Raw genomic sequence first — 25,623 nt, 5'->3', positions numbered from 1 at the left:
CCGCCCCGTGCAAACCTTCAGTAAAAATACTTATTCCTGCGCTGCGTGTCGGTTTCCCGGGTGTGCGGGCGCTGCGCGGCGTCTCTGCCGGGCGCCCTGCTTCCGGATCCTGACAACGTTGCCGCCCGCCAGCCGTCGCGCCATCGGATTGTCGCCGCCTTGCCTTTGCCCGGGCGGCCTTTCCGGTCGCTTTGCCGTTCGTTCTCCCGTTTACCCTGGCCGTTTTTTCCGGCACGGCCCCCGGGCGGGCGCAAGCCGTTCCCCGATGTCGTTTTTTACGGAAAAATGCCCTGCGGTTGCCGCCGTACAGCCTTTTTTGCTATATTTGTAACTTAAATCCGAACGCTGACTCCGCTTATGACACCTCTCGCCGTTATCGCCACCGTATTGGGCTATATAGCCGTACTTTTTGTCGTCGCCTGGCTCTCGGGCCGGCGTGCCGACAATGCCGGGTTCTTCACCGGCAACCGGAGCACGCCGTGGTATATGGCAGCCTTCGCCATGATTGGGGCTGCAATCTCGGGCGTGACTTTCATCTCGGTGCCGGGTTCGGTCGCCGTCGATTCCTTCTCCTACATGCAGATGGTCGCCGGTTTCACCGTGGGGCAGCTGGTCGTCGCGTTCCTGCTCATCCCGACCTTCTACCGCCTCCGGGTGGTGTCGCTCTACGAATACCTCGACGGGCGCTTCGGCATCCTCTCGCACCATACCGGGGCGTGGTTCTTCTTCGTGTCGAAGATGCTGGGTGCCGCGCTGCGTGTCTACGTGGTCTGCGCCGTCCTGCAACTGCTGGTTTTCAGCCACTACGGGCTGCCGTTCTGGCTCAATGCGCTGGTGACGATGCTCTTCGTCTGGCTCTATACGCAGCAGGGGGGTGTCAAGTCGCTCATCTGGACGGATACGCTCAAGACTTTCTGCCTGGTGGGCAGCCTCGTGCTGTCGATCGTCTTCATCATGCAGGCGCTCGGCATGTCGTTCGGCGAAATGACCCGCGAGGTCGCCGCGTCGCCCTATTCGCGGGTGTTTTTCTTCGACGACCCCTCCTCCGACCGCTATTTCTGGAAGATGTTTCTCGCGGGCGTCGTGCTGCTGATCTCCATGACGGGGCTCGACCAGGACATGATGCAGCGGAACCTGAGCTGCGCCACGCCGCGCGATTCGCAGAAAAACATCGTCCTGACGGCCGTCAGCCAGATATTCGTCATCTTCCTGTTCCTCGTGCTGGGTGTGCTGCTCTACATTTACATCGGCCGCACCGGCCTTGCCGTGCCCGCGAAGGGCGACCAGGTATTCTCGCTGGTGGCTGTCGAAGGCGGGCTGCCGGTATTCGTTGGCATACTGTTTGTTGTGGGGCTTATTTCGAGTACTTATTCAGCTGCCGGTTCGGCCCTTACGGCCCTTACGACCTCGTTCACGGTCGACATCCTGCAAGGCACCAGGCGCTACGGCGACGAACGCCTGACCCGTATCCGCAGGGGCGTGCACGTCGGCATGGCCGTCGGTATGGCGCTGGTGATCCTCGGCTTCGAATACCTGGCCGACGACAGCGTCATCAACCTCGTCTACAAGGTCGCCAGCTATACCTACGGGCCGATCCTGGGGATGTTCGCCTTCGGGATGTTCACGCGCCTGAAGATCCGCGACGGCTGGATGCCCGTGGTCGCCGTCGCCGCCCCCATGCTGAGCGCCCTCGTGCAATACTGGGCGCGCGAGGCGTGGGACTACCGGATCGGGTTCGAACTTTTGATTTACAATGCCGCCTTCACCATGGCCGGCATGTTGTTGCTTGCCAAGAAGAATGAAAACTAAATTCCTGTCGTTTTTCCTGCTGCTCTGCTTCGGCTGGCAGCAAGCCCCGGCCGCCGGGGTCGACGCCGCGACCCGCCGCGAGATCGGCCGTACATTGTCGCGTATCGTCGCCCGTGAGGTTTCGGGCGGCTTTGTCCGCATCGAGGGCGTGGACGCCTCGCGCAAGCGGGTGCGCATCTACACCTCGGTGGGGCTCTCCTATTACCCGTTCCGCGAGCAGAACCTGCGGGCCATGTACGACTCGGTGCGTGCCGTCCTGCCGCCGGAGTACCGTAAAGCCTCCATCGAGCTTTATTCCGACAAGCGCGAAGTGCGGGGGCTGATCCCGATGGCCTACCGCACCGATGCCGAGTTCAGGAAACTGCTGCGCAAGAAGAAGGTCGTGCCCTTCGTCAACCGTTCGCAGCGGCCGCTCGTCGTCCGCCAGTCCTCGCCCGCAGCTCCCACGCAGGGGCTCTCCGGGCGCCATATCGCGCTGTGGCAGAGCCACGGGCGCTATTTCGACCAGCCTGCGAACCGCTGGAAATGGCAGCGTTCGCGGCTGTGGATGACCTGCGAAGACCTCTATACCCAGAGCTATGTGCTGCCTTACCTGGTGCCGATGCTCGAAAATGCGGGAGCCTGCGTGATGCTGCCCCGCGAGCGCGATGTGCAGAAATACGAGGTGTTGGCCGACAACGATGCCGCCGGGCAATACGCCGAGACGGACGGCCCCGAGAAATGGCAGCCGGGCGGTGTCGGGTTCGCGCATACGCGGCAGGTATACCGCACCGGCGAAAACCCGTTCCGGGATGGTACGACCCGCCGTGTGCGGACGGTCGCCGGGGGTGCCGAGAGCCGCGCCGCGTGGCGTGCCTCCATCCCCGAGCGGGGTGAATACGCCGTCTATGTAAGCTATGAAACGGTGCCCGGAAGCACCGACGACGCGCAGTATACGGTGCATCACCTCGGGGGCGAGAGTACGTTCGCCGTGAACCAGACGATGGGCGGCGGGACATGGATTTACCTCGGGCATTTCCTCTTCGGGCCGGGTGAGCAGCCGGTCGTGACGCTCACCAACCGCTCGCGGCAGGCGGGACGTATCGTCACGGCCGACGCCGTGAAGGTCGGCGGCGGCTACGGTAATGTCGCCCGCTCGGTCAGCGATTCGCTGCGCCGTCCCGGCGTCGAATATGCCGAGGAGACGAGCGGCTATCCCCGTTTCTGCGAGGGCGCTCGCTACTGGCTTCAGTGGGCGGGTTTCGACCCGAAGGTATACACCCCGAAGGAGAACGCCGACGATTATAAGGACGACTACATGTCGCGCGCCCACTGGGTCAATGCCCTGATGGGCGGTTCGGAGCGGATGCCCGACAGCACGGGACTGCGGATTCCGGTCGACATGGCGCTGGCCTTCCATTCCGATGCGGGCGTGCGGCTCAACGACGAGACCATCGGCACGCTGGGCATCTTCTATACCCGCGAGAACAAGGGGCGTTTCGAGGGCGGTGCCGACCGCTACCGTTCGCGCGACCTGACGGACATCGTCATGACGCAGATCGTCTCCGACATCCGCCGTAGCTGCGAACCCGAATGGAACCGCCGCGGGCTCTGGAACCGCGCCTATTACGAAGCGCGCGTGCCGGGTGCCCCGACCATGCTGCTCGAACTGCTCTCGCACCAGAATTTCGCCGACATGCGCTATGGCAGCGACCCGCGCTTCAAGTTCCTCGTGAGCCGCGCTATCTATAAGGGTATCTTGCAGTATATCAGTTCGCAGTACGGATTACCTTATGTGGTGCAGCCGCTTCCTGTGGAGGCCCTCTCGGTGCAGTTCGCCGACGACGGCAATGTGGCCGTTTCGTGGTCGCCCGTGATGGATTCGCTCGAAATGACGGCCACCCCGACCGGTTATGTGGTCTATACGCGCATCGACGACGGCGGCTTCGACAACGGCCGTTATACCGACAAGCCCTGTTTGCTTTCCGAGCAGGAACCGGGGCGCATTTACAGCTACAAGGTGACCGCCGTGAACGAAGGCGGGGAGAGTTTTCCCAGCGAGGTCGTCGCCGCCTGCCGCATGCCCGACGAGAAAGGGAACGTGTTGGTCGTAAACGGATTCGACCGCATCAGCGCCCCGCTGAGCATGCGCCGCGATTCGCTGGCAGGGTTCTATACCGAGCTCGACGGCGGGGTGCCCGACAAACAGGACATTTCGTTCATCGGCGGGCAGCAGGTGTTCGACCTGGCGATGGCCGGGTGCGAGGTCGACAGCATCGCCCTCGGCGCCTGCAACTGTGACTACGAGACGGAGGTAATCGGCGGCAATACGTTCGACTATCCCTATGTGCACGGCCGTTCCATAGCCCGGGCGGGCTATTCGTTCTGCTCGGCCTCGGTGCGGGCCGTGGGGGATCGCGGCGTGTCATTGGAGGAGTATTCCGCAGTCGACCTGATTCTGGGCAAACAGCGCTCCGTGACCATCGGGCGCGGTGTGGCGGGGTATGCGTTCAAAACGTTTTCGCCTGAATTGCAGGATGTCCTGAGACGCTATATGGCCGGTGACGGAGCCCTTTTCGTGTCGGGCAGCTACGTGGCGACCGACCTTTGGACGGGCGGGGAGGCCACCCCCGCAGACCGCGCTTTTGCCGAGGAGGTGTTGCACTACACCTACGACGGCGACCAGTCCGTCGACCGCAACCGGGTGCGGGTCGTGACTTCGCATGCGGGTTTTTCGCGCGCCGAGTACCGCTATGTCGACGATTTCCGCCCCGACCGCTACCGGGTCGAACGGGTCGATGCCCTGAGACCCGCGGGTGGCGGGGCTTTCCCCGTGATGCGCTATGTGGACAACAACCGCTGCGCGGGGGTGGCCTGCGCGGACAGCCGCACGTTCGTCATGGGCTTTCCGTTCGAAGCCCTCGAGAGCGATGTGCAGCGCGACCGGCTGATGGCCGACATACTGGGTTTCCTGCTCGGCGGAAAGAGCGGAGGGGATGATTAGCCGGCCGTGCGGTCGGCCTCCGGTGCCGGTTTTGCGGCAGTTATGCTCCGGCTGTGGCGCGCCAAGCGCCGTGTGCCGCCCGGCGGGGCGCCCCGGAAGAGGACGGATAAACGATTGTTTTTTGTAAAATAGATAAATTATGTCACTCGAACAACAGATTTCGAAAGGTATCATGGAGGCCATGAAGGCCAAGGATACCGTGCGCTTGGGCGCATTGCGCAATGCCAAGAAGTATATCATCGAGGCCAAGACCGCGGGCCCGGAAATCGCCGAGCTGCCCGATGCCGACGTCCTGAAAATCATCTCCAAACTGGCCAAGCAGGGTGCCGATTCCGCCGCGATCTTCACAGAGCAGAACCGCCCCGACCTCGCGGCCGAGGAGTTGGCGCAGGTCGCCGTCTTCCAGGAGTACCTGCCCCGGCAGCTTACGCCCGAAGAGCTGGAGGCCGAGGTCAGGGCCGTGATCGCCGAGGTCGGCGCCACGTCGGTGAAGGAAATGGGCAAGGTGATGGGCGTGGTCACGAAGAAGCTCGCCGGACGTGCCGACGGCAAGGATATTTCGGCCAAGGTCAGGGAACTGCTCGCGTAAGGCGGGTGTGCCGATGAAACGCCTGCTGTTTGTCCTGTGCAGTCTCGTCGCGGTGCAGGAGGTCTGCGCCCGGCGTCCTGCCGTGCGGTTCGACCTGCCCTATACGGTCGAGCACGGCAAATATGTCGTGGTGCTCGGCACGCCTGCGGGCCCCCGCCGGTTTATCTTCGACACCGGGGCGTCAGGCACCTGCATCAGCGAATCGCTGCGCGACGAACTGGGGGCCGAGATCGTGAAAACCCAAAAAGTCCGCGATTTCGAGGGCCATGTCGTCCCCATCGACCTGGTTCGGCTCGACAGCCTGCGGATGGGCGACGCGCTTTTCCGCGACCATCCGGTGCTGGTCATGCCCGACACTTCGCTGGTCTTCGCCTGCCTGCGGGTCGACGGCATCGCGGGGTGCGACCTGCTGCGCTGGTGCGCCGTCCGCATGCCCAATGCCGACTCGACGATCACCGTCACGGACGATGTCCGCAGGCTGGGGCTGCCCCGCGGCCGACGCATGTCGCGCATGGAACTGGGCGGCGGATGCCCGTTCCTGCCGGTGACATGCCGCAACGGCGACAGGCAGGCCCGGATGTACGTCAAATTCGACACCGGCTCGGCGGGCTATTTCCATTTCTCCTATGCCGATTCCGGCGATGCGCCCCCGCCCCTGTGGTTCATCGACAGCCTGCGCTGGGCCGACGGATATGCGTCGGCTATCGGCTGGACGAACCGCAACAGGGTGAACAGCCATTTCCGGGGTACGATCCCCCGGTTCGAAATCCAGGGGACGGTCATTGCCGACATGCCGGTCAAGCGCACCTTCGGCCACAACCGGATCCTCGGCTGCAAGTTGTTCGACTGGGGGCAGATCGTGCTCGATTTCCGCCGCAAGCGCTTCCTGTTCATACCCCGCGGGGGCGAGGCGAAAGCCCCGCCGCAGCCCGCCTGTAATTTTACGCTGGCCCTTTCCGCCGGGCAGCTCGTCGTCGGGCAGGTGTGGGATGAGGCGCTCGCGGGCGTCATCGCCCCCGGCGACCGCATCCTCTCGCTCGACGGCCGCCCCTGGGACGGCGACGCCTGCCGATTCCTGCTCGACCCCGACCCGCTGGACGGTACGGTGTGCGGGATCGGGACGGCCTCCGGGCAGCATGTTGTCCTAACGATTGAAATCCTGAAATAATGCACGTACTGGAATACCTGCACCGCAATGTCAAGACCGTCGCCATGCCGACGGCCATGGTGGTCGGGGCGTTGCTTTGCCGCCCCGTGACCGCCCTCGAGGGGTGGACGCACCAGATGATTACACCCTCGCTGATTTTCCTGATGCTCTTCTTTACATTCTGCCGCGTCAAGCCCCGGCAGATGAAGCCTTCGATGCTGCACCTGTGGCTGCTGCTGTTTCAGGTTGTGGTGAGCGTGGCGGTCTATTTCCTGCTGCTGCCGCTCAATCCCATCGTGGCACAGGGGGCGATGATCTGTGTGCTGGCGCCCGTGGCGATGGCCGCGGTGGTGATCGCCGGGATGCTCGGGGCCAATGTCCCGACGATGGCTACATACAGCCTCGTGTGCAACATGGTGATCGCGCTCGTGGCGCCCGTCGTTCTGTCGCTGGCCGGGATGGGGGCATGCTCCTTCACGCAGATACTGGCGCGTATCGCGCCGCTGCTCATCATGCCCTTCGCGGCTGCGCAGTTCTGCCGTTTCGTACTGCCCGGAGCGGCGAAATGGATCGGGGATCACAGTCAGATTTCATTTTACATGTGGCTCGTATCGCTGGTGGTGATCATCGGCCGTACGACGGCCTTTATCCTCGATTTGCACGATGCTTCGCCCGCGACCGAACTGTGGCTGGTATTCGCGGCGCTGGTAATCTGCCTGGTGCAGTTCAAGGTCGGCCGCACGCTGGGACGCCGCTACGGCGACGCCCCGGCGGGCGGGCAGTCGCTCGGGCAGAAAAACACGGTGCTGGCCGTCTGGATGGCGCAGTCGTTCCTCGACCCGATCTCCTCGATCGCCCCGACGGCATATATTGTCTGGCAGAACTTCGTGAACTCGTATCAGATTTACCGCCATGACCGGCGGGAAGAGCAGGCCTAACCGGGAAACTCGGGCCCGGGAGGATACGTATGGATTTTATCGGCAGGCATCGCCTGTCGGGTACTGCCGTACGCCCGGCTGAGGGCGCGGCTATTTCCGGAAGATGAAGTAGACCGCCAGTATCAGGCAGAGGAAACCTGCGAGGTGGTTCCAGCGCAGGGAGTCCGACTTCATGAAAACCAGCGCGAACAGCGTGAAGACCGAGAGCGAGACTACCTCCTGGATGACTTTCAGCTCCCAGATCGAGAACGGCCCGCCGAATTGCGACGACCCGATGCGGTTGGCCGGAACCTGGAAGCAGTATTCGAACAGGGCGATGCCCCAGCTCAGCAGTACGATGGCCAGTATGCCGAAGCGTTCGAGTTTGGATTTGAATGCGATGTGGCCGTACCAGGCGAGCGTCATGAAAGCGTTCGACAGGACGAGCAGGGCGACGGTGGCGATTCCTTTGAACATATGCCATACGGGATTAAAACCGCGCAAAAGTATCAATTTTTTCCGTATGATATGCGCGCCCCGCAAAAAAAAGCCATCCGCAACGTTTTTTTATCGGAATGGCGGTAGGGTATCGGGTGTACGGTGCGTTTGGGTACGGCCTGCGGCAGGTAGCGTCCGTATGCCTTGCGATCGGCGATGCTGCCGATCCGCCGACGGCCCCCTGCCTGCCGCCCGATCGTTGCCGGGGGCGGCCGCGAAACCTGCCGGTTCCTGCTTCCACCTGCCTTGGAATTGTCGCCGGGGCGGAGGAGCCGCGGAAATTGCGGACGGCCTGTCCGGCCTCTGTGCCCGGGTTATTTCAGCAAAGCGTCGAGGTCGGTGATGTCGCGGAAATCGTCGATGACCCTGTCCGCATCGGTCTGCGCCAGCGCTGCGCGGTCGAGCGTCGTGGCCAGCGCCACGATATGTCCGGCCCCGGCTCTGCGTGCTGCTTCGATCCCCGCCGGGGCGTCTTCGAAGACGACGCATTCCGCCGCAGTCAGCCCCAGGGCCGCGGCGGCCGTAAGGTAAATCTCCGGGTCGGGTTTGCAGCGCGAGACCATGTCGCCGCTGATCCTGGCGTCGAAATAAGGCTCGATACGGCATTTTTCCAGCACGAAATCCACATTGGGCTTGTAGCCCGACGAACCTACGGCGCAGCGTATGCCTGCGTCGCGGAGCCTTTGCAAGAGGTCGGTGAGCCCGGGCATCGGCACGATCTCGGGGGCGTAGATCTCTCGGTAGATGGATTCCTTCTCTTCGGCGAGTGCCGCGAGCCCCTTTTCGCGGATCACCTCCGCGGGCATGATGAGCCTCATGATGTCGTCGTTGCCCATGCCGTATGCCTGGCCGAGTTTCTCCTTCCAGTCGCGGATGCCGTATCGTTCGCAGAAGATTTCGAACGCACGGATGTGGACGGGCGTGTTGTCCACGAGTGTCCCGTCCATGTCGAATATTGCACCTTTTATCATAGTTGTCCCCTTTTTTCCAGCCCAAAGGTAGTCAAAATCCCCGGGTTCCCGGCCTCCGTGCATCAGAATTTGAGTTTTATGCCCAGGTTGACGGCGAAATTCTGGATCTCCTGCCCGGGTTTCGGGTCGCGGTGCGTGATGCGCCAGATGAAGTCCACGCGCAGCAGCCGGAAGATGTTTTCGACGCCGAATCCCACTTCGACATAAGGGTCGGACACCGATGTCATGCCGGGCGGGAAGAGCAGCGGCGCCTGCGTTGCGGCGAGGCTGCCGTCGTTCTCCTTCGACAGCGTGCCCCACACGCCCTTGCATACCAGCACCTCGCGCCATTTGAGCTTTTTGATGAGCGGGATGCGCCCCAGCAGGATGCCGTTGAAGTGGTGCTCGAAGAACAGCGCCACCCAGGTGTCCGAAGCGAACTCGTAGAAGTTCATGCACGAGAACGCCATCGGGTCGTAGAAATAGGTGCCGTTTCCCTCGTGGAGTTTCAGCAGCGGGTAGGGTACCTTGCCGAAGATCTTGCCGCCCTGCACGGTGATGTCCGAGTAGCCCAGCGGCGGCAGCTCGGGCTTGTAGTGGATGCCGCCCTCGAGGCGGTAATATTCACAGCTGCCGCTCAGCACCCGGGGTATCCCGGCCGTGAATCCGAGGGTCAGGACGGGGTATTTCGTCCCCATGTACTGCTTGTCGAACGGCATGCGGTAGATGCTTTCGTTCTTCGAGATACGCATCCCGACGTGTACGGCGGCGTCCGCTACCGAGTTCATGACCGTGCCGTCGGGGCGCACCAGCGAGACGTACCGGTTGCCGTAGATCTTCTGGATGCGGGCGCCGAGGAAGTTGCTGATCCCGTGCCGCCATTCGTGCTCGTAGACGGCCTCGCCGCGGTTGACCATCGAGAGCCGTGAGTCGCCGCGCGAGAGGAGCGAGCTGAGGATGTTGCTCTCCGTGAGGGCGTTCTGCCCCGCGCCCAGCTGCATCACGTCGTGGCGGCCCGAGACGGTCAGCTTGCGCGTCAGCCGGCGGTTGAAAGCCAGCTCGACGCTGCCGCCGCCTTTGAACATCCCGTCGCGCGTACCGTATGCCGCATACCCCGAGAGGCGTATGCGGCGGCTGACAGCCGTGGTCGTGCGGAATCCCGGCTGCATGCGGAACCCTTCGAGCTTGTTGAAGCTCGCCAGTTTATAGTAGGGGCCGATGCCGATGTATTTGGTGTTCCAGTAACCGACAATGACCGTGTTGATCAGGGTGTAGATATTGCGGTACAGCGGGACGTTCTGCACCGAGTCGACCATCGAATAGATGCCTTTCTCCTTGTCGCTCAGCCGGTAGGGGCGGACGCTCTCCCAGAAGGCCTCGTCCTTGCTCTGCTGCCCCTGGTCGCCGATCACGACGTTGTTGTCCATGCGTATGACCTCGGCGGGGATCGGTTCGCCGATCCGCACGTCGGTGTAGACCACCTCGCGCGTGCCGATGAACGAGGTCAGTTTCGATGAGTCGGCCGTGGTGACCGAGAATTCGGCCGATACGCGGTCGCGGCTTCGGAACCACGTGCTGTCGCGCACGATGCGGTTCTCGTTTTCGAGCCGCAGGTGCTTGATCCAGTTTACGTTGACGCCCTTGGGCATGCGCGCCGAGGCCGATTGCAGGGCATACGACGCCGAGTCGATGTTCACCTCGCCGTCGAGCACCGGGGAGGTGAGCCGTTTGGGGTGGAACCGGATTTTGTAGGTCTTGCGGCCGTCGACCTGCATGCTGTCCACCAGGAAATAGTCGTAATAGAAGAGTCCCCCGTCGGAGAGCGGGCTGGCAAAACGGACGTTGAAAATGTCGATGAAGTTGGCGTAGAAGTTGACGTTGCCGTGCATCTGTCCCGTGAACTGGGCGATGGCGAAGCTGTCCTCCACCCCCGATACGCGGTTGGCGCGGATGATCTCGCGCGACAGCGAGGGGTTGCGCTTGCTGTGGTAAAAGTCGGCCGTGGTCTCGGAGATCATGGCCGGCAGGTAAGCCTGCCCGGTGAGGGCCGACGTGTCGACGTATTCGAATATGAAGCCGAAGTTGCGTTGCAGCCTTTTGTTGCGGAAGCGCGGCTTGATGTTCGTCAGGTCGAGCTCCATCTTGGTGTACGTGGCGCAGTGGTAGCGTTCGTACTCGTCGGGGTCGTTCTGCGGCTTGCGGCGCACGACCCCTTTCAGGATCGGGTGTGCGGGGTTCTCGCCCGGGGTGATGACGACGCTGCCGATGCCGAATTCGACCGCTTCCAGGGCGAAGTCTACCTGGTTGAAGCCGCCCCGCGTGAGCGGCTTGGTCTGTGTGGCGTAGCCGACCATCGAGGCCTGTACGCGTCCCACCGTATCGCGGGTCTCGAGCGTATAGATACCCTCCTCATCGGTCGTGATGCCGGTCGTGGTGCCGGGGAACACGACGCTCACGAACTGCATCGGGGCACCGCTGGCGGCATCCGTCACACGGCCGCGGACACGGGTGCTCTGTGCCGACAGGGTCGTGCACACGGACAAGGCTGCGAGCAGTGAGGCGAGCAGTCTGTATGTAATTTTGCCACGGTGCATTTTGCAAAAATAATTAAAAAGAACCTGTTTGGTCAAAATAAATTACTTTTGCATAATATAAGCCGAAAAATCGAACACCAATAACTGAAATGGCACACGGAAAAATCGAAAAGACCAATGCGGCCCGCTTGCTCGACCGCGCTAAGATAGCCTACGAACTCGTCCCTTACCGGGTTGATGAAGAACACCTCGCAGCGACGCACGTGGCCGAAGAGCTGGGCGAAGATATAGGAAGCGTATTCAAGACCCTCGTGCTGCGGGGCGACCGCACGGGGTATTTCGTATGCGTGGTGCCCGCCGACCACGAGGTCGACCTCAAGGCCGCCGCACGCGTATCGGGCAACAAGAAGACCGACCTGATCCCGATGAAGGAGCTGCTGCCGGTGACGGGTTACATCCGTGGCGGCTGCTCGCCGATCGGTATGAAAAAACAGTTTCCGACCTATATCCACTCCTCGGCCGCGTCGCTTCCGGCCATCTACATCAGCGCCGGCGTCCGCGGCCTCCAACTGAAAATCGCCCCGGCGGAGCTCATAGCTTTCGTCGGGGCGATCGTGGCGGAAATCAGCCGGGGAGGGTAGTGCCGGAATGAGTTTCGGGTTCAAGGAACTTGTTTCCGACCGTTTAATTTATCATATACGGCGGCAAGCCTTTTAACGATGGCCGTCCAATCGTATGCTTCCAACTCATATTTTTGTTGCCGGGGGTATTTGAGTTTCCGCTCTATTTTCCGGGCCAGTTCCTCATAGTCTCCTTTGCCGAAATAGTCGTCTGCAGGCAAATCTACCAGATGGCTGGCCGGAATGTCGCTGACTAGCACATCGAGGCCGTAACTCATCGCTTCCAGCAATACCAGGGGAAATCCTTCGTTGTAGGACGATAATACGTACAATCCGGCGTGTGTGTACAACTGGTTCAGTTTCTCGCCGTACACATAGCCCGTGAAGACGATCTTTTCCGGTGGCAATATTGATTTCAATTCGTCCAGATAGGCGGATTCCGTCTCCACGCCCCCTGCAATGACCAGTTTGTAATCGGTATCCACTCCGGCAAAAGCTTTTTCCAGACAATCGAAGCCTTTTTCCGGAGTAATGCGTCCAACACCCAGTACATATTTTCCCGGAGTCAGGCCTAATTCCCGGATATAATTCTGCTGTGTCGCAGGAGTGATGCGCGGAATCCCGTTCGGGATATAATACGATTTGCTCCTGGTTCGCTCATCGTATTTTTCCAGTTGAAATTTATTGACGAAGATGACTGCGTCGGACATTCGCAATGCTATCTTTTCGCTCCATTTCAACAGCGTTCGGGCACCCCATCCCCATTTTTTGTGTTCGTAATTGGGACTATGGTACGTAAGCACGACTTTTATGCCGCACAGCTTCAATAGCGGAGAGAACAGAGCGGGGCCTATGTTGTGGATATGTACGATGTCCGGTCGGCTGAGAACCGCACGGCAGGTGGACAGGAATGAATGGTATACGGCCTCGAAACCTTTTATTTTCGTGGACGGCAGGTCTATGAAAGTTATGTTGGGATAGGACGGAGTGACGCGGACATACGGTTTCCGCCTGAAAATAACAAAGCGATATTCTGCAGGAAATTCCGTATACAGGGATTCGCAGTGTTTTTCGACCCCGCCCTGGATCAGGGGGAACCCCCTGGTTCCCAGTACGCAGATTTTCATAAATACGACCTTACCAGCAAATATCCTTCCCCTTTGCTATGCGTATCTTGTTTTTCAATATCCACATGATCGGCTTCCAGGGCTTGCGGATCATGTCATGCCGCTCGGTTACGATGAAAGCGCAGTTCCGGTCGCAGGCTTTTACCTTTTCCGCGACCTCTTTGGCTTTCTCCGACTTCATGATGTTCTCGAACGAATCATCCTTGATATTGCCGATGATCCACTCTTCCGAAGAACCGTTGCAGGGTGAGACATTTCCCCAGGGGTCGATGAAGAAAAAGTCGTTCAATGCGCCGCAAGGGGGTCTGTAACCGGGTTCGTCGCCGCGCAGCCGGCGATGGATGCTGCGGTTGAAATAAGCACGGCCGTAATCTTTCAGTTTGTTCTTGAATCCCCGGCGCTTGGATGTCAAAAGCGCTTTGACGAATTTTTCGTGCTCGTGCAGGGCCTTGTCGCTTGTCAGATTATTGTCCTCTTTGTGGAAGTACCACGAATTATGGACGACAGAGTTGCCCAGTTCGACATCCAGCGCAACGCAAAGGTCGTACAGATAGATCAGGTCTTTGTAGTTGTCCGGGGAAATGACCACCGAGAATCCGATATTCTTGCATCTGGTCTTTTTCAGTTCGAGCATTGTTCGCAACGCGTGGTCGAAGCCGTTGACGGTACCCCGTTTGGAGTCGTTCAGTTTAGGAAGTCCCTCGAGGCTGACGCGGATCAGGATGTTGGGGTATTTATTTGCCAGCGCGACGATCGTTTCCGTATTGTATCCGTTCGTGCTCAGCTCCAGCAGGGAAGCCTTGGGATATAATATCCGGAATATGTCGTCGATGTCTTTACGGATCGTCGACTCTCCGCCTGTAATGTTGATCCGGAGCCCGGCCGGGAGCTTTTCATAATAGTGGTAATCTATTTCCTCTTCCGGTTTGGTTTGGTGCTGCCAGATATTACACATGTTGCACTTGGCATTACAGCGAAATGTCGTAATAAGACTACCTTGTACTACTGTTTTCATTATAAAATATCGTTTTAAAAAGTATTGTATGTATTGGATCACCGCAGGCTTTTCGCCGGTTGTTTTACCGGCTTCAACCCGAATAAAAAGCGGAGAACTCTGTTTTGGGAAAGGATGCGGCGGTGAAGGACGATAGGGAGAATAACTCCTGCTCCCACAATAAGTGCCGCCCCGATGGTGAAATACAGTGAATTGTTCCCGTTTGCCAATGTGGGGACTTTATGGATGAGCGATTTTACGAATCCTTCGAATGTCGTGTGGAACAAATATATTATGTAGGACGATGCCGATATTACCAGTAATTTTTGTGTCGCGTAATTCCAATGTTTTATTCCTCTCGACAGGACGCATATTGCATAAATTCCGATGAACGGCAGTATATAATCCAGAATGGTGGTTAATATAGTATTTTGGGTAACTCTATTAAAGATGAACAATGCAGGCAATGCGCAGACCGGAATAATTCCCGGCACTTTTTTCCCGATCTCAGTCCAGCGCGGATATTCATTGAGGATTATGCCCAGCATAAAATATTTCAGCATTCGTATGGCGAAATTTATGCAGAATATTTCGGGCCATTCGATGGGCAGAAATGTAACGCACAAACTTATTGCGAACAATACGACTTGTCCTGCTTTTGATCTTACCGCGGCGACGAGCAAAAAAATCAGCCAAAGCGCCCAGATAAACCAAAGGAAAAAACCGGCTTCCGGCAGGTAAAACATCTTGAAATAGGACAAATACGTCACCGGATTCTCCACCAGCATCCTTTGTTGTGTCAAAAGTTTTATGCTGATTATGATGATACTGGTGCTGAAATAGGGTATCATCAACCGTTTGAATTTTTTATAAAGAAACTCCCCCCCCCTCAGATTCCCGATTGTCGCTGCGTACACATATCCACTGGCAAACATGAACAAAGGCATATGAAACGTGTAGATGAACAGATTGATTGTATGATACCATTCGGGGGCGTTATCCGGATTGTAATGACCGATGACAACCAGGATAATGCATATTGCTTTGGCAATGTCGATTGAGATCAAACGATTCATACTTGTCTATGCCGTTTTGGAGAAAAACAGAGCGTTTCTGCCGTATTATAAAGAAGTGTATATTTTCAGGAGTTTTGCATAGTACCTTTCTGCCGAATATCTTTTCTGGGCGCCGAGTGCGATCTGCCGGTATTCGAACGGGGTGGCGAACATTTGTCCGATTCGGGCCTTCAGTTCTTTTGCATTTCCGGATTCGAACAGCATTCCGGTCTTGCCTTCATCGATCAGTTCGGGAATGCCGCCGATCCGGCTGCCAAGCACCGGAGTGCCCAGACATTGTGACTCGATGACGGACAGCGGATTGTTTTCATACCATTCCGAAGGCACGACGCAGAATCGGGCCTTACCGACTATTTCCTTGATTTCCGGCCAGTGTTTATAACCCAGAAGTTCTATATCGCTTCCTGCAGCTGCGGCGCGCAGCGTCTCTTCGAGCGAACCGCCACCGATTATCTTCAGTGGGTAGGGCAGTCGCTTTGCCGCTTCGATCAGTGTTCCGATCCCTTTTTCAGGACTAAGACGGCCTATGTAACAGTAATAGTTCTCTTTGTCGTAATCGTCTTTCCGGGTTTTGGCAATGTCGATAAAATTGCAGAGCGTATTGAGCTTCTGTTTGTCGAAGTTGCCCTGAACCATTTTGTCCGCCATAAACCGGCTGGGACAAATAAAGGCGTCGGTAACTGCTTCCAGGCGCATACGAGTCCATTTCATAGCTTCCTTGTATGCCAGGAAACTTGCCAATGCGGAATTTTTCATGCATTTGTGCTCCCGCACCTTGCGTTTGTCGCTAAAGCACTCTTCGCAAACCTGCAACCCGTTGCGCAGGCAGTCGTAACGAGGGCATAGCAGTTTGTAGTCGTGCAGAGTCCATACGACTTTCACGCCTCGTCGATGGGCTATTTCGGCGATAACGGGAGAAAGTTGGGTGTGGATATTGTTCAGGTGGAGTATATCCGGTTGGAACTCATCGAGCAGTCGGGTGAACTTTGTCCTGACTTCACGGGTGCCGAATGGGCGGCGCAGCGCCTCGATTATTCCCAACCCGGGGGCGAATTTAACCTCGCTCGGAAAGTATTTGCTCCAGGGAGTTTCCAGATTTTCCGGATGCTGCATGGAAAAAACGGCTACTTCATGTCCTTTTTGTTTCAAAAGCTCTTCTAGATTGATCGTGCAGACACAATCGCCGCCGCGCGGATAATAGAATTTATTGGCTAAAAGTATTTGCATAAATTGTTTTATGTCCGGTTGCCGTTGATTTTATAGTTATTCGTCAGTATTATGATTATATATCAGTGCTTTATCCGATTATAATATTTGACGAAAATTTCTTTAGGTGTTTTTCTTGTCAGAAGAGCTGCAGCAACATTACGATTTGCTGCTGACATTATGCTGGCATTATCACCGGATACTTTGCTCTGTATTCGATATTTTAAGCTTCTCAGAACTGCTATTACACAGGCAAAGCATGTTAAAAATATATATAATACTACAGACGACCCGGAAAGGAATCTAATCACCCCTTTTTCACCTGCAGGGGCTGTTGCCGTTTTGATCTGGGAAATGTGTGTTTTGCCACTACAGCCTTCATAATGAATTAATTCGACCGATGCGTTCACGTAGCAAAAATAACCACGTCTGTTCAGTGCGGTGGACAATGCGATATCTTCCGGACAGAAAAAGTAGTATTCGTCGAAAAATCCCATTTGCCGGAATATGTCTGTTTTGATCATAAATGCCGCCCCGACGAGATTGTATGTCCGGAATATTCCGATTCGGTTCGTATAGGGACTTTCGACCGTTTTTTCGCGCCACAATCCTAATTGGGCCAAAACATATGTTTTCCAATTTATTTCAGGTCGGCCGCAGTATTGAAGCGAGTGGTCGGCAAATAGCAATTTTGGACTGACGACAGCAGCCTCCGATGGTAATTGGTCGAACGTCGCCGCCAAACTCGTGATTACGTCCGATTCTATTTTTGTGTCGTCATTCAGAACAAAACAATATTTTCCGGTTGCTTTTCGCAATGCCAGATTGTTGTTGGCCGAGAATCCACGGATTTCATTACTTTCAATAATCTGCGCCCACGGGTAATTTTGTCTCAAATGCTGAAGGTTTTCCGGTGAGAAGAGATATGCGACGACAAATACCTCATAAGAGGTCGAGGTGTGTGTGCGGATACTGTCCAGACATCTGCTTAGCACCTCATAATTGTTCATGCTAACGATGATGACTGAAACTTCCATTGTTTCGCTTGTTTATTCGTGATCGGTTGCGATCTATTTTATAAATCAGAATGTAGACCAGATAGAAAAGATAAAGGTGCATTCCCGGTGTTGAAGATACGGTCGACGCCGCTATGAAAGCCAGCGGGAGAAAGAACAGGCATTTTCCCCGCGAGTGCCAGCCCAATCGGCATAAAGTAAAAATAAAGATACAGTATGTGATAATTCCCAATATTCCCCGTTCGACCATAATCCATATCCAGATACTTTCCAGTCCCAGAAGCCGGCCTACCAATATGCGATCCGGAAAGTACAGTGTCGCTTTCTGTCCTAATCCCCATATGGGGCTTTTCGACATAAGAATATAGGCGGCTTCGAACTGATCCTGGCGCATTTCTAAACTGCTGCCTCGTATTTCGGTTTTTTCCGGATTTAATACCGATACGATCAGATTTTCAACAAAATCCAGATAAGGCATCAGGACGATTATACTGATTACCGCAAAAGCTAAGATGCGAACGGATTGTTTGTTTTTTAGATTGATCAGCGGGAGTATTCCTACTGCCAGAAATACCAGCGGTGTTCGGCTGTTGGATAGCAGGGATGCGATGAATGCCATAATGCCGACAAGCAGCATGGTTTTTTGCTGTAATTTACTGAAATATGCTTTATAATACACGTACCCGTACAGGCAGAGGCAGAATATCAATCCGAAATTGATGCTGCCGCCGATCGGATGAAGGAAAAACGATTGGACACGGGTTCCTCGCTCATCTTCCAGATATTGCCAGTCTGTTGCTCTGGAACCTGCGAGGTCTATTTCATAATCCATTACGGGATTGTAGCCCAGGAATTTTTCGATAAATGCATATGTGCAAATTATCAGCGAGGCTCCTAATAATATATTGACAACTTTCAGTATATCTTCTTTGCTTGATATTAACATCCAGCATAAATAGGCACTGATGAAATCGCAAAAAACAACGGATAGCAGTGACGTGAAGGTATTCTGGATTCCGGCGATCGAAATAAAGCTCGATACTACATAGGACAATAGTACCCAGATAAATACCTTGTTGAACGGCAGGGGAGATGTCGTTATTACCCGGCTGTATCTTTTTCTTTTGATTACATATAGCAGTGCGAAGAAGATCGACATGAATACTTCCAGGGTCAATAACGGAACGCCCGGAAGGTTTATCAGGTTTATGTTGTTGTTTAGGAACAGCCGGAACGCCAGAAAGAGAAAAAAACCTTGTTTGTAGTTTTTTAATGAGTACAGAATTAGCAGTGCCGCTATAATCAAGAATGGATTCATGCAGTCATTATTTTATAATTCGGGCCGGAATCCCTGCCGCGATCGAATACGGGGGAATATTTTTTGTAACCACCGCATTCGCACCGATGATGGCCCCCTCGCCGATCGTGACTCCGGCCAAAATCGCGGCTTTCTCCCCGATCCACACATTGTCTCCGATGACGATCGCACCTTTGGAATAAATAGGCCGGGCATTCGGTGCGATGTTCCGGAGCGCCATATCTTTGGGATCTCCGTGCGAATTGTCCGAAATGAGCACGCTTTTCCCCGTGCGGACGTTTTTACCGATCCGGATAGAATTGACTGCGGTGATATGCATATCCGGACCGAACATGCAGCCGTCACCAATCGATATTTTCACCGGAGTATTGTATTGCGGCATTTCATGAGCCGTGATATGGGAATTGCGGCCGATAAGACAATAGTCCCCAATCTCAATGTATTTTTTCCCATTGACTAAATATAATCCCGGTTCTACCTCTGTATGAAGCCCTATTTTTCGGACGTTATGTGCAATCCATGCTGTATAAAACCATGCGTAATACCGGCTAAACCGTTGTGAAAGCGAATATGGCCATATACAATGAAGTAAATTGCCGAATGTTCGTATATATTTATAAAGCATTTTTTATTTTGTATTTAAAAATTTATTTTTCAAATACCCGTATAATGTTTCCTTACCATCTGCCGTTTCATAATATGATAACCGATGGTTTAGTTTGAAAACCGTCGTTTCTTGTTTGATGCGATCGAATTTTTCTGCATCATATGGTTGGTTCATCTCGGAAAGCAATTGGTGTAAATATGGGGATGTATAGGGCATCGTGTCTACGCTTCTGCGGAATGAATCGTTTTTCCGATAAATTAGGTCGAAGATGTAATCTATCAGAAGATAATCGATCATCTTATTGTATTCTTGGAGGTATTTAAGAAAGATACTTTGGATAGTGCCAAATGCTGGATTACCATGAGTTGATGCAAGGAAAAATGTAGCCCACCTGTATGCAGATATGGTGGTATTGGATCCAGTCACAATTTTTATTGAGTGAAAATAGTCTGGGGCAGGAATTGATATTGAATCGGTAATCAGTAAAGTACTGTCCATCCAAATACCGCCTTTATCAAATAATAAACAAATGCGTAATATGTCGGAAAAGTGGGTGTATGAAAGTTCTCCTCTATTCAATCGATCATAAATATAATTAGGAAGTGTAACGTGTGAGGCAATATTATCTTTGGTCAATAAATGGACTGGCCGGTCATGTATATTCGAGACAATACTATTGTAACATATTTTTACAATTTCAGGCATTGCAGTCTCTCCCTGATACCAAAAGATCCATACCGGACCGTTATTTGACTTTTCTTGTAGCGATGGAAATGTTGCAGGAACCATATCGCAATAATGTTCATCCATCCATCGGCGAATAGAATCTATTTTCTGGTTTTCAAAAAAACAGCATTCTTTGAAATGAAAATAGAAAAAATCCCGTATCAGTTGGATGAATAACACGCAAAGTGTCCGTATCCGTAAAAATGAACTTAATCGGACGATATTTATGATCTTAGATCCGTATAAACGAATTGTACGATACATTACTCTGGATTATTTTGGTCGGATATTTTTGACATACATCTTTGTCGATGAGAAATAATTTTTTGATAGATATCGGTTAACGTATTTTTGATAGATTCGGGATTATGCCGTTGCCGGGCTGCTAGTTGTCCTTGGTGACTCAGTTGCTCCATTAATTTTGTATCCCGGCTCAGTTTAACGATCTCCATTGCCAGCATGTGCGGTTCATTTGACGGGATGAGAATGCCGGTTTCGTAGTTTTTGACGAGAGACGGAATCCCGCCTACATAGGTCGTGATGACTGGAATTCCGATTATTTGGGCCTCGCATAATGAATTAGGAGAATTGTCGATATATGCTGTATGTACGTAGATGTCGGCCTCTGCAAGTTGAACGGCTAAATCTTCGGCCGAAAGTGTTCCCAGAAATTTTATGTTGACTGCATCATGAGGCGTACGTTCATTTTTCTCGAAGAAAGGGAAAGACCCGGTGGGGCCGGCAATAAGCCATTCGAAATCAAAATCCGTATGATCTTTTAATAATTTGGCTGTCTTCAAAAGGAGATCCATGCCTTTGACCATACTGCATGACCCGACGCTGAGCAACTGTATGCGCTTCCTTTGTCGAAATGTCCATGTTTTCGGGGGATTGAAGAAGACTGGGCGTAGTGCTTCATTACAATGATAATATTGTGAGTCTGGGGCATACAGGCGTGTGATATTGTAATCCCAGTTCGTTCGCCCCATGACATAACGGCAGTGTTTCAGGATATCTATTTCACGTGCTACTTTATAGTTGTCATTTCTACTCCATACAAATCGTCTTTTTAACAGTACGATAGGGTTGTAGTGCGATGTTTTCCACTGGGTGAAGAAATTATAGCCTGGAGGATACGAGGCATTTACATAGGGAGGAAGGCTGCCCTGCATGTGGATGACGACTGGTATGTCTACGTATTTCTCAACCAATCCGAATCCCCATTCCGAACCGAAAACATGGATGATGTCCGGTTTGAAATCCTCTATGACTTTCAGGCAGTCCGCAATAATTATCTTGTCTTTTTCCGATGCGTATATGCGTCGCCGCAATCCCGGTTTTACCCGGATCGGATAATAACACACCCCGTCGATTTCTTTCTTGAATATCGGATCCGGATGTTCGAATGCTACCCCCAGGCGGATGTTATCTGATGTTCGGATTATTTTTTCCAAGGATGCGATCCAACCGCCGCCGTTATGTTCGCCGTTCCGGTGGGCATCGTAAAGAGATGGATTTACGGCAAACCAAAGTACTTTCATATTATGAATTGGTATTATGTGACAGGAAGCTTTTACTCGTGTCGATTTTCCCGGACAGAAGATCGTCTATGCGCTTCCAATCCGGAGTTGACAGGGGTGTCGTGTCCTGTATCTGTTGAGGATCGAATCTGTCGGTCATTCCCAATCCGTTCAGGAAATCCCGCATCCGCGAATGGTTCGTTCTGCCCCGGAGCGGATAGGTCAGGAACGGTTTATGGAAAAGGACGGAGAATGCCGTCGCATGAAACGAATTCGAAATGACGAATTCCGCATTTTTAATCCATGCGAGGAATTCCAGCGGCCCGGCGTCCGAAATATTCCGTTCCGCATAGGCAAGCGGTGCGAAATCGTTCAGGGAATACAATCTGGCGCCGAGCTGCCGGGCTATTTGCCGTGCATGTTCCCTAATAGTGGGATCATTCGAGAAATCATATACGAGAACATACCTTTCTTGGGGTGTTATGTCCGCGGAAATTTCCTCCCAGCTTTGTCTGTTCAACAGAAAAACCGGATCTTCCACCTGTTCTGCCGTTCTGCCGACAGAAAGATCCCTGATTATTCTTACCCCTGTCTGCTCCCGCACCGATATCGCATCGAATCGCTGCAGTTTTTTCGTGACGAAAGCCCTGTATGCGGGAGCGATCTCCGATACTGCAAAACTGGCTGCATAGGAGATACGCCGCGTATCGTCGGATCCGAAATCGAGATAGAACGCTGCATCCTTTCCGTTTTCACACGCCGTGTTCCAAATCTGGTCGCTTCCGGCAATATATAAATCTGCCTGCGGTGGAGTGGCCCTTAGCTCTTCGGCCGAAGTATAGGTATTGTCGGTAAGCGTCAGGAATTTTTGCCTGAAATCGTCGAATTTACGTTTCCGGCCGATCGTTTTGTATATTTTCCGGTTTTTGAGCAGAAAATAGATACATTGTGTCCCGACGTAATCTTTATAGGGATATAATCTTGATTCAGCGGGAATATGCCGCCAGTTATATCTGCTGTTCAGATAATAGGGCTTGTAATCGATGATCTCGACATCGTGTCCCTCCTGCGACAGATACCGTTGCAGTGCGTACGCCTGCAAAGAGGCTCCGTAATTATAAACGTTATGACAGGTAATCGTCGCTATTTTCATTTTGCGATGCGTTTTATGAGTTTGCGCATTGTCGCTGTCGGATGACGGGCGTGATTTACTATCCGCGTTAATTGTTCTCGACGGGTTACGTAGCGCTCTATTTGTCTGAGCGAAATTTTCGGGTTTCGCAGCAGCGACATGATGTGATCATAATTGCCGGGTTGTCGGGCGTTCTCCCGCATTTGTCCCTCCGCTGCCGTTTCGAATGAAATCTCCGATATATGGCAGCCTTGCAATATTTCGACGATATTTTGGCCTCGCTCCGTGAACGGGATCAGCGCGCTGACACCTTGTTCGTTATCCTGATAGCGGGAACCCCAGAGGTCGCCGACCCGCAAATCCGCGGCTGAGTTGTCGAGTTTATATTTGCACTGTTTGTAGCAGGCAGAACCTAAACACATATCTTTTAGGAATATTTTATAAAAAAGATCTCCATCCGATAATGCTGAAAATCCTTTGGCTATTCCGTCTGATGCCGAATATGTGTAGTCCATGGCCCATGAGTCGTGCCAGCCCCGCCGTTTGCTTCGCCATTTGATGTCCGTGAGTTTTGCGTTTTCGCCGATCGTGCGCAGGTATTTTTGCCATAACAGCATCGACGGAACTCCATGGCAAAAGAAATCCACGAGGATGAAATTCGATTCAACCCTGAAACGCCGGATGTAGCGTCGGAAAGATGCGATTTGACAAGGGGTGCCCGTCACCACGTATTTGTCATGGATATCTATTCCCGCAAATCCGTCGGTTGTATCGCTCTGCAGATATTTGCTTCCTGCAGATGCAGCCAGCTCTTCCTCGTTTCGTGCGATATAATGTTCCGGAATCTGTTTTGCATAATTATAACGGACGACGCATATTTTGAAGCCTTGCTGCAGCATTTGCCGGCCGATTTCAAAAGCGATTCCCCCGGAGGATGAATTTTTGCGGATATCGTCGTTCAGGCTCCATGCCGCATAACTTGTCGGTTTAAGGTCTATAACCTGGCTGTCTGCTGCAAAAGCGCAAACCTCTACGCAGATCGAGCATTTTATACACTGATCCGCCGATTCGATGCGGGGTTCGTAAAAGCCGTTTTTATTTAACTTCAATGCGATGATTTGTTTGGGACAAGCCTTGGCGCAAACCCCGCATCCGAAACAATCGTGTATATCTGCAATATTGATCATACTTTTATGCAGAACATTTCTGTTTGATTCTGGCTACTATTTTTTTCTGCACGAAAATCCGCTCCTGCACCGACAGTCCGACATAGTAAATGACGATCAAAGTTGCGATGGCACATACGCCGGAAACTACGAATAACCGCAAAATGCCGGCATTCATCAGGTGAGAGACTATTATAGGGCAGATTGCTGCCAGAACAGCCACTACGCAGACATTCAACAGCACTTGGGTAAAGTAGGACTTTATGGATATTTCCACCTGCCGGTGAAGAAACCAGAGGCGGGCGAAGAGGCATCCCAAAGAGAGGCAAATGGCTACGTACATGGTCGTCTCTGGTGCATAACCTTTGCCCAGCAATAGGTAGGAGATCGGAAAATTGAGCAATTGAAGGCTTCCGACGACGATCTGGTAGTTCCGTATATTGCCGGTTGCCTGCAAAGCCGTTATTTGCGTGCCGGACAAGACTTCGCACATGGCGAATACCAGAACCAGCCGGACGAAGATTACGGTGTATTCCGGGACGTTTTTCAACCATAGCGTCAGGATCGTATTCGTTTCGATGATGATCGGGAGCGATAGCAGCAACAGCAGGTAGAATGAAAAACGGGCGCCGCTTTGTACCAATGTAAGCATATACGGATAGTCGCCCGATGCGTAGCTTTTCGTGATTTGCGGATTGATCGCAGTCATAAAATTAGTTGCAAATCCGTTTACGGCGACGTTCACCTGGAATGCGATAGCGCGCGCTGCGTTGATGACCGGGCCGCAGAACAGATTTATGACGATATTGACCCCCTGATCCCGCAAAACCCCCGCAAAAGACCCGATGAAATTCCAGCCGGCAAATCCCATCATTTCTTTCAGAAGGGCTTTGTTGAATGTAAAATGATATGTGCACTCTTTGAAATTTCGCTTGCAGTAGATGCCGTAAGCGATCCGGATGACACAGGCGACGGCCAGTAGTAATATACCGTACAATTTTAACTTGTCGAATGAAAAAATGACGAGTATGTAGACGATCAACAGCTTGAGTACTACTTCGATAATGCTGATATACGCAAAAGCCTGCATTCGTTCGTGTGCAATGATCGCCGCATTGTACGGAACGCTGATCAGGTTCACCATGAACGTCAGTATGGAACACTGAAGCACCCAGTTGGCAGCGCCGATACGACTCTCCGGCAGGTTCATTTTTTCATTCAGGAACCATACGCCCCCTATTTCGGCCAATACGAAGATCAGGAGCGCCAGCCCGATCTGGATTGTTACCGACGATGAAAATACGGATTTTAATTTTGCGGTATTGCCCTGTCCCAGCTCGAATGTTATGTACCTGCTTATCGCTGCGGATAATCCGCCGGAAATGACGGAGAACATGGCGACGACTCCGCCGATGACATTATATATACCGAAATCTTCAACTCCCAGCGTATTCAGGACGACTCGGCTTGTGTAAAGACTTACAGCCATCATGAATATCATCCGAAAATAGAGCAGAAGAGTATTTTTCGCTATTCGTTTGTTATTTCCCGATGATGTCTGGACTGTCATTCTGTTTACCTTTGTTTGCCGGATTTTTTGTTTGGTAGGCTTACCTGTCCTTATACATGCTCTGATAGTACTCTTGGTATTCGCCAGAAGTTATGTCGTCCATCCATTTTTGGTTTTG

General features: G+C 53.5%; 21 protein-coding genes. 6 read left to right on the top strand and 15 right to left on the bottom strand.

Features of this window, described 5'->3' with window-relative positions; translation table 11 throughout:
- The first annotated feature begins 357 nt into the window (after window positions 1–357).
- The 5 genes from DW189_RS11350 (at window position 358) to DW189_RS11330 (ending at window position 7,466) form a co-directional block, all read left to right on the top strand.
- Window positions 358–1,809 carry a sodium:solute symporter gene (locus DW189_RS11350; RefSeq protein WP_117508257.1) on the top strand — a complete coding sequence of 484 codons (1,452 nt, stop codon included), beginning with the start codon at window positions 358–360 and terminating at the stop codon, window positions 1,807–1,809.
- The gene (locus DW189_RS11345) at window positions 1,799–4,792 is read left to right on the top strand and encodes a fibronectin type III domain-containing protein (protein ID WP_117508255.1); all 2,994 of its coding nucleotides are present in this window, start codon (window positions 1,799–1,801) and stop codon (window positions 4,790–4,792) included. The genes DW189_RS11350 and DW189_RS11345 overlap by 11 nt, the downstream gene beginning before the upstream one ends.
- 139 nt (window positions 4,793–4,931) lie before the next feature.
- Window positions 4,932–5,381, top strand: coding sequence for a GatB/YqeY domain-containing protein (locus tag DW189_RS11340; RefSeq protein WP_117508253.1), 450 nt, complete (start codon window positions 4,932–4,934; stop codon window positions 5,379–5,381).
- Between the two features lie 13 nt (window positions 5,382–5,394).
- The gene (locus DW189_RS11335) at window positions 5,395–6,549 is read left to right on the top strand and encodes a retropepsin-like aspartic protease (protein ID WP_117508251.1); all 1,155 of its coding nucleotides are present in this window, start codon (window positions 5,395–5,397) and stop codon (window positions 6,547–6,549) included.
- Entirely contained in the window at window positions 6,549–7,466 is a 918-nt protein-coding gene (locus DW189_RS11330; RefSeq protein WP_117508249.1) for a transporter, read from the top strand. The genes DW189_RS11335 and DW189_RS11330 overlap by 1 nt, the downstream gene beginning before the upstream one ends.
- Before the next feature lie 90 nt (window positions 7,467–7,556).
- Here DW189_RS11330 and DW189_RS11325 read toward each other — a convergent pair whose 3' ends face one another.
- The 3 genes from DW189_RS11325 to DW189_RS11315 form a co-directional block, all read right to left on the bottom strand.
- Window positions 7,557–7,922 (bottom strand): DMT family protein, encoded by a 366-nt coding sequence (locus tag DW189_RS11325; RefSeq protein WP_026318664.1) that lies wholly within the window; start codon window positions 7,920–7,922, stop codon window positions 7,557–7,559.
- 335 nt (window positions 7,923–8,257) lie between these two features.
- Window positions 8,258–8,914, bottom strand: coding sequence for an HAD family hydrolase (locus DW189_RS11320; protein ID WP_055204424.1), 657 nt, complete (start codon window positions 8,912–8,914; stop codon window positions 8,258–8,260).
- Between the two features lie 62 nt (window positions 8,915–8,976).
- Window positions 8,977–11,487 carry a DUF5686 and carboxypeptidase-like regulatory domain-containing protein gene (locus DW189_RS11315; RefSeq protein WP_117508341.1) on the bottom strand — a complete coding sequence of 837 codons (2,511 nt, stop codon included), beginning with the start codon at window positions 11,485–11,487 and terminating at the stop codon, window positions 8,977–8,979.
- Between the two features lie 89 nt (window positions 11,488–11,576).
- Between DW189_RS11315 and ybaK the strand changes: the two genes are divergently transcribed.
- Entirely contained in the window at window positions 11,577–12,068 is a 492-nt protein-coding gene (ybaK, locus tag DW189_RS11310; protein ID WP_117508247.1) for a Cys-tRNA(Pro) deacylase, read from the top strand.
- Window positions 12,069–12,088: 20 nt separating this feature from the next.
- Here ybaK and DW189_RS11305 read toward each other — a convergent pair whose 3' ends face one another.
- From DW189_RS11305 to DW189_RS11250, 12 genes are all read right to left on the bottom strand, one after another.
- Entirely contained in the window at window positions 12,089–13,174 is a 1,086-nt protein-coding gene (locus tag DW189_RS11305; protein ID WP_055212478.1) for a glycosyltransferase family 4 protein, read from the bottom strand.
- Between the two features lie 10 nt (window positions 13,175–13,184).
- Window positions 13,185–14,189 carry a radical SAM protein gene (locus tag DW189_RS11300; protein WP_117508245.1) on the bottom strand — a complete coding sequence of 335 codons (1,005 nt, stop codon included), beginning with the start codon at window positions 14,187–14,189 and terminating at the stop codon, window positions 13,185–13,187.
- A gap of 38 nt (window positions 14,190–14,227) precedes the next feature.
- Window positions 14,228–15,244 carry an acyltransferase family protein gene (locus tag DW189_RS11295; RefSeq protein WP_055212480.1) on the bottom strand — a complete coding sequence of 339 codons (1,017 nt, stop codon included), beginning with the start codon at window positions 15,242–15,244 and terminating at the stop codon, window positions 14,228–14,230.
- 45 nt (window positions 15,245–15,289) lie between these two features.
- Window positions 15,290–16,471, bottom strand: coding sequence for a glycosyltransferase family 4 protein (locus DW189_RS11290; protein ID WP_117508243.1), 1,182 nt, complete (start codon window positions 16,469–16,471; stop codon window positions 15,290–15,292).
- A 62-nt stretch (window positions 16,472–16,533) separates the two neighbouring features.
- Window positions 16,534–17,487 (bottom strand): glycosyltransferase, encoded by a 954-nt coding sequence (locus DW189_RS11285; RefSeq protein ID WP_117508241.1) that lies wholly within the window; start codon window positions 17,485–17,487, stop codon window positions 16,534–16,536.
- Complete coding sequence (locus tag DW189_RS11280; RefSeq protein ID WP_117508239.1) at window positions 17,462–18,784, bottom strand: O-antigen ligase family protein; 1,323 nt, start codon at window positions 18,782–18,784, stop codon at window positions 17,462–17,464. Before DW189_RS11280 ends, DW189_RS11285 begins: the two co-directional genes overlap by 26 nt.
- A 7-nt stretch (window positions 18,785–18,791) precedes the next feature.
- The gene (locus DW189_RS14710; RefSeq protein ID WP_276528362.1) at window positions 18,792–19,145 is read right to left on the bottom strand and encodes an acyltransferase; all 354 of its coding nucleotides are present in this window, start codon (window positions 19,143–19,145) and stop codon (window positions 18,792–18,794) included.
- Between the two features lie 267 nt (window positions 19,146–19,412).
- Window positions 19,413–20,201, bottom strand: a complete 789-nt coding sequence (locus DW189_RS11270; RefSeq protein ID WP_181969301.1) for a capsular polysaccharide synthesis protein — start codon at window positions 20,199–20,201, stop codon at window positions 19,413–19,415.
- Between the two features lie 179 nt (window positions 20,202–20,380).
- Window positions 20,381–21,658, bottom strand: coding sequence for a glycosyltransferase family 4 protein (locus tag DW189_RS11265; protein WP_117508235.1), 1,278 nt, complete (start codon window positions 21,656–21,658; stop codon window positions 20,381–20,383).
- A gap of 1 nt (window position 21,659) precedes the next feature.
- Window positions 21,660–22,790, bottom strand: coding sequence for a polysaccharide pyruvyl transferase family protein (locus tag DW189_RS11260; RefSeq protein ID WP_022332324.1), 1,131 nt, complete (start codon window positions 22,788–22,790; stop codon window positions 21,660–21,662).
- Window positions 22,787–23,956: a Coenzyme F420 hydrogenase/dehydrogenase, beta subunit C-terminal domain gene (locus DW189_RS11255; RefSeq protein WP_022332323.1), complete on the bottom strand. Its 1,170-nt coding sequence runs from the start codon at window positions 23,954–23,956 to the stop codon at window positions 22,787–22,789. Before DW189_RS11255 ends, DW189_RS11260 begins: the two co-directional genes overlap by 4 nt.
- A 4-nt stretch (window positions 23,957–23,960) precedes the next feature.
- Complete coding sequence (locus DW189_RS11250) at window positions 23,961–25,505, bottom strand: oligosaccharide flippase family protein (RefSeq protein WP_117508233.1); 1,545 nt, start codon at window positions 25,503–25,505, stop codon at window positions 23,961–23,963.
- Window positions 25,506–25,623 lie beyond the last annotated feature (118 nt).

It is taken from the genome of Alistipes sp. AM16-43 (genome assembly GCF_003435745.1).
Taxonomy (GTDB): domain Bacteria; phylum Bacteroidota; class Bacteroidia; order Bacteroidales; family Rikenellaceae; genus Alistipes; species Alistipes onderdonkii.
Note: the sequence above shows the minus strand (reverse complement) of the source record. Positions and strands in the feature narration are given on the sequence as shown.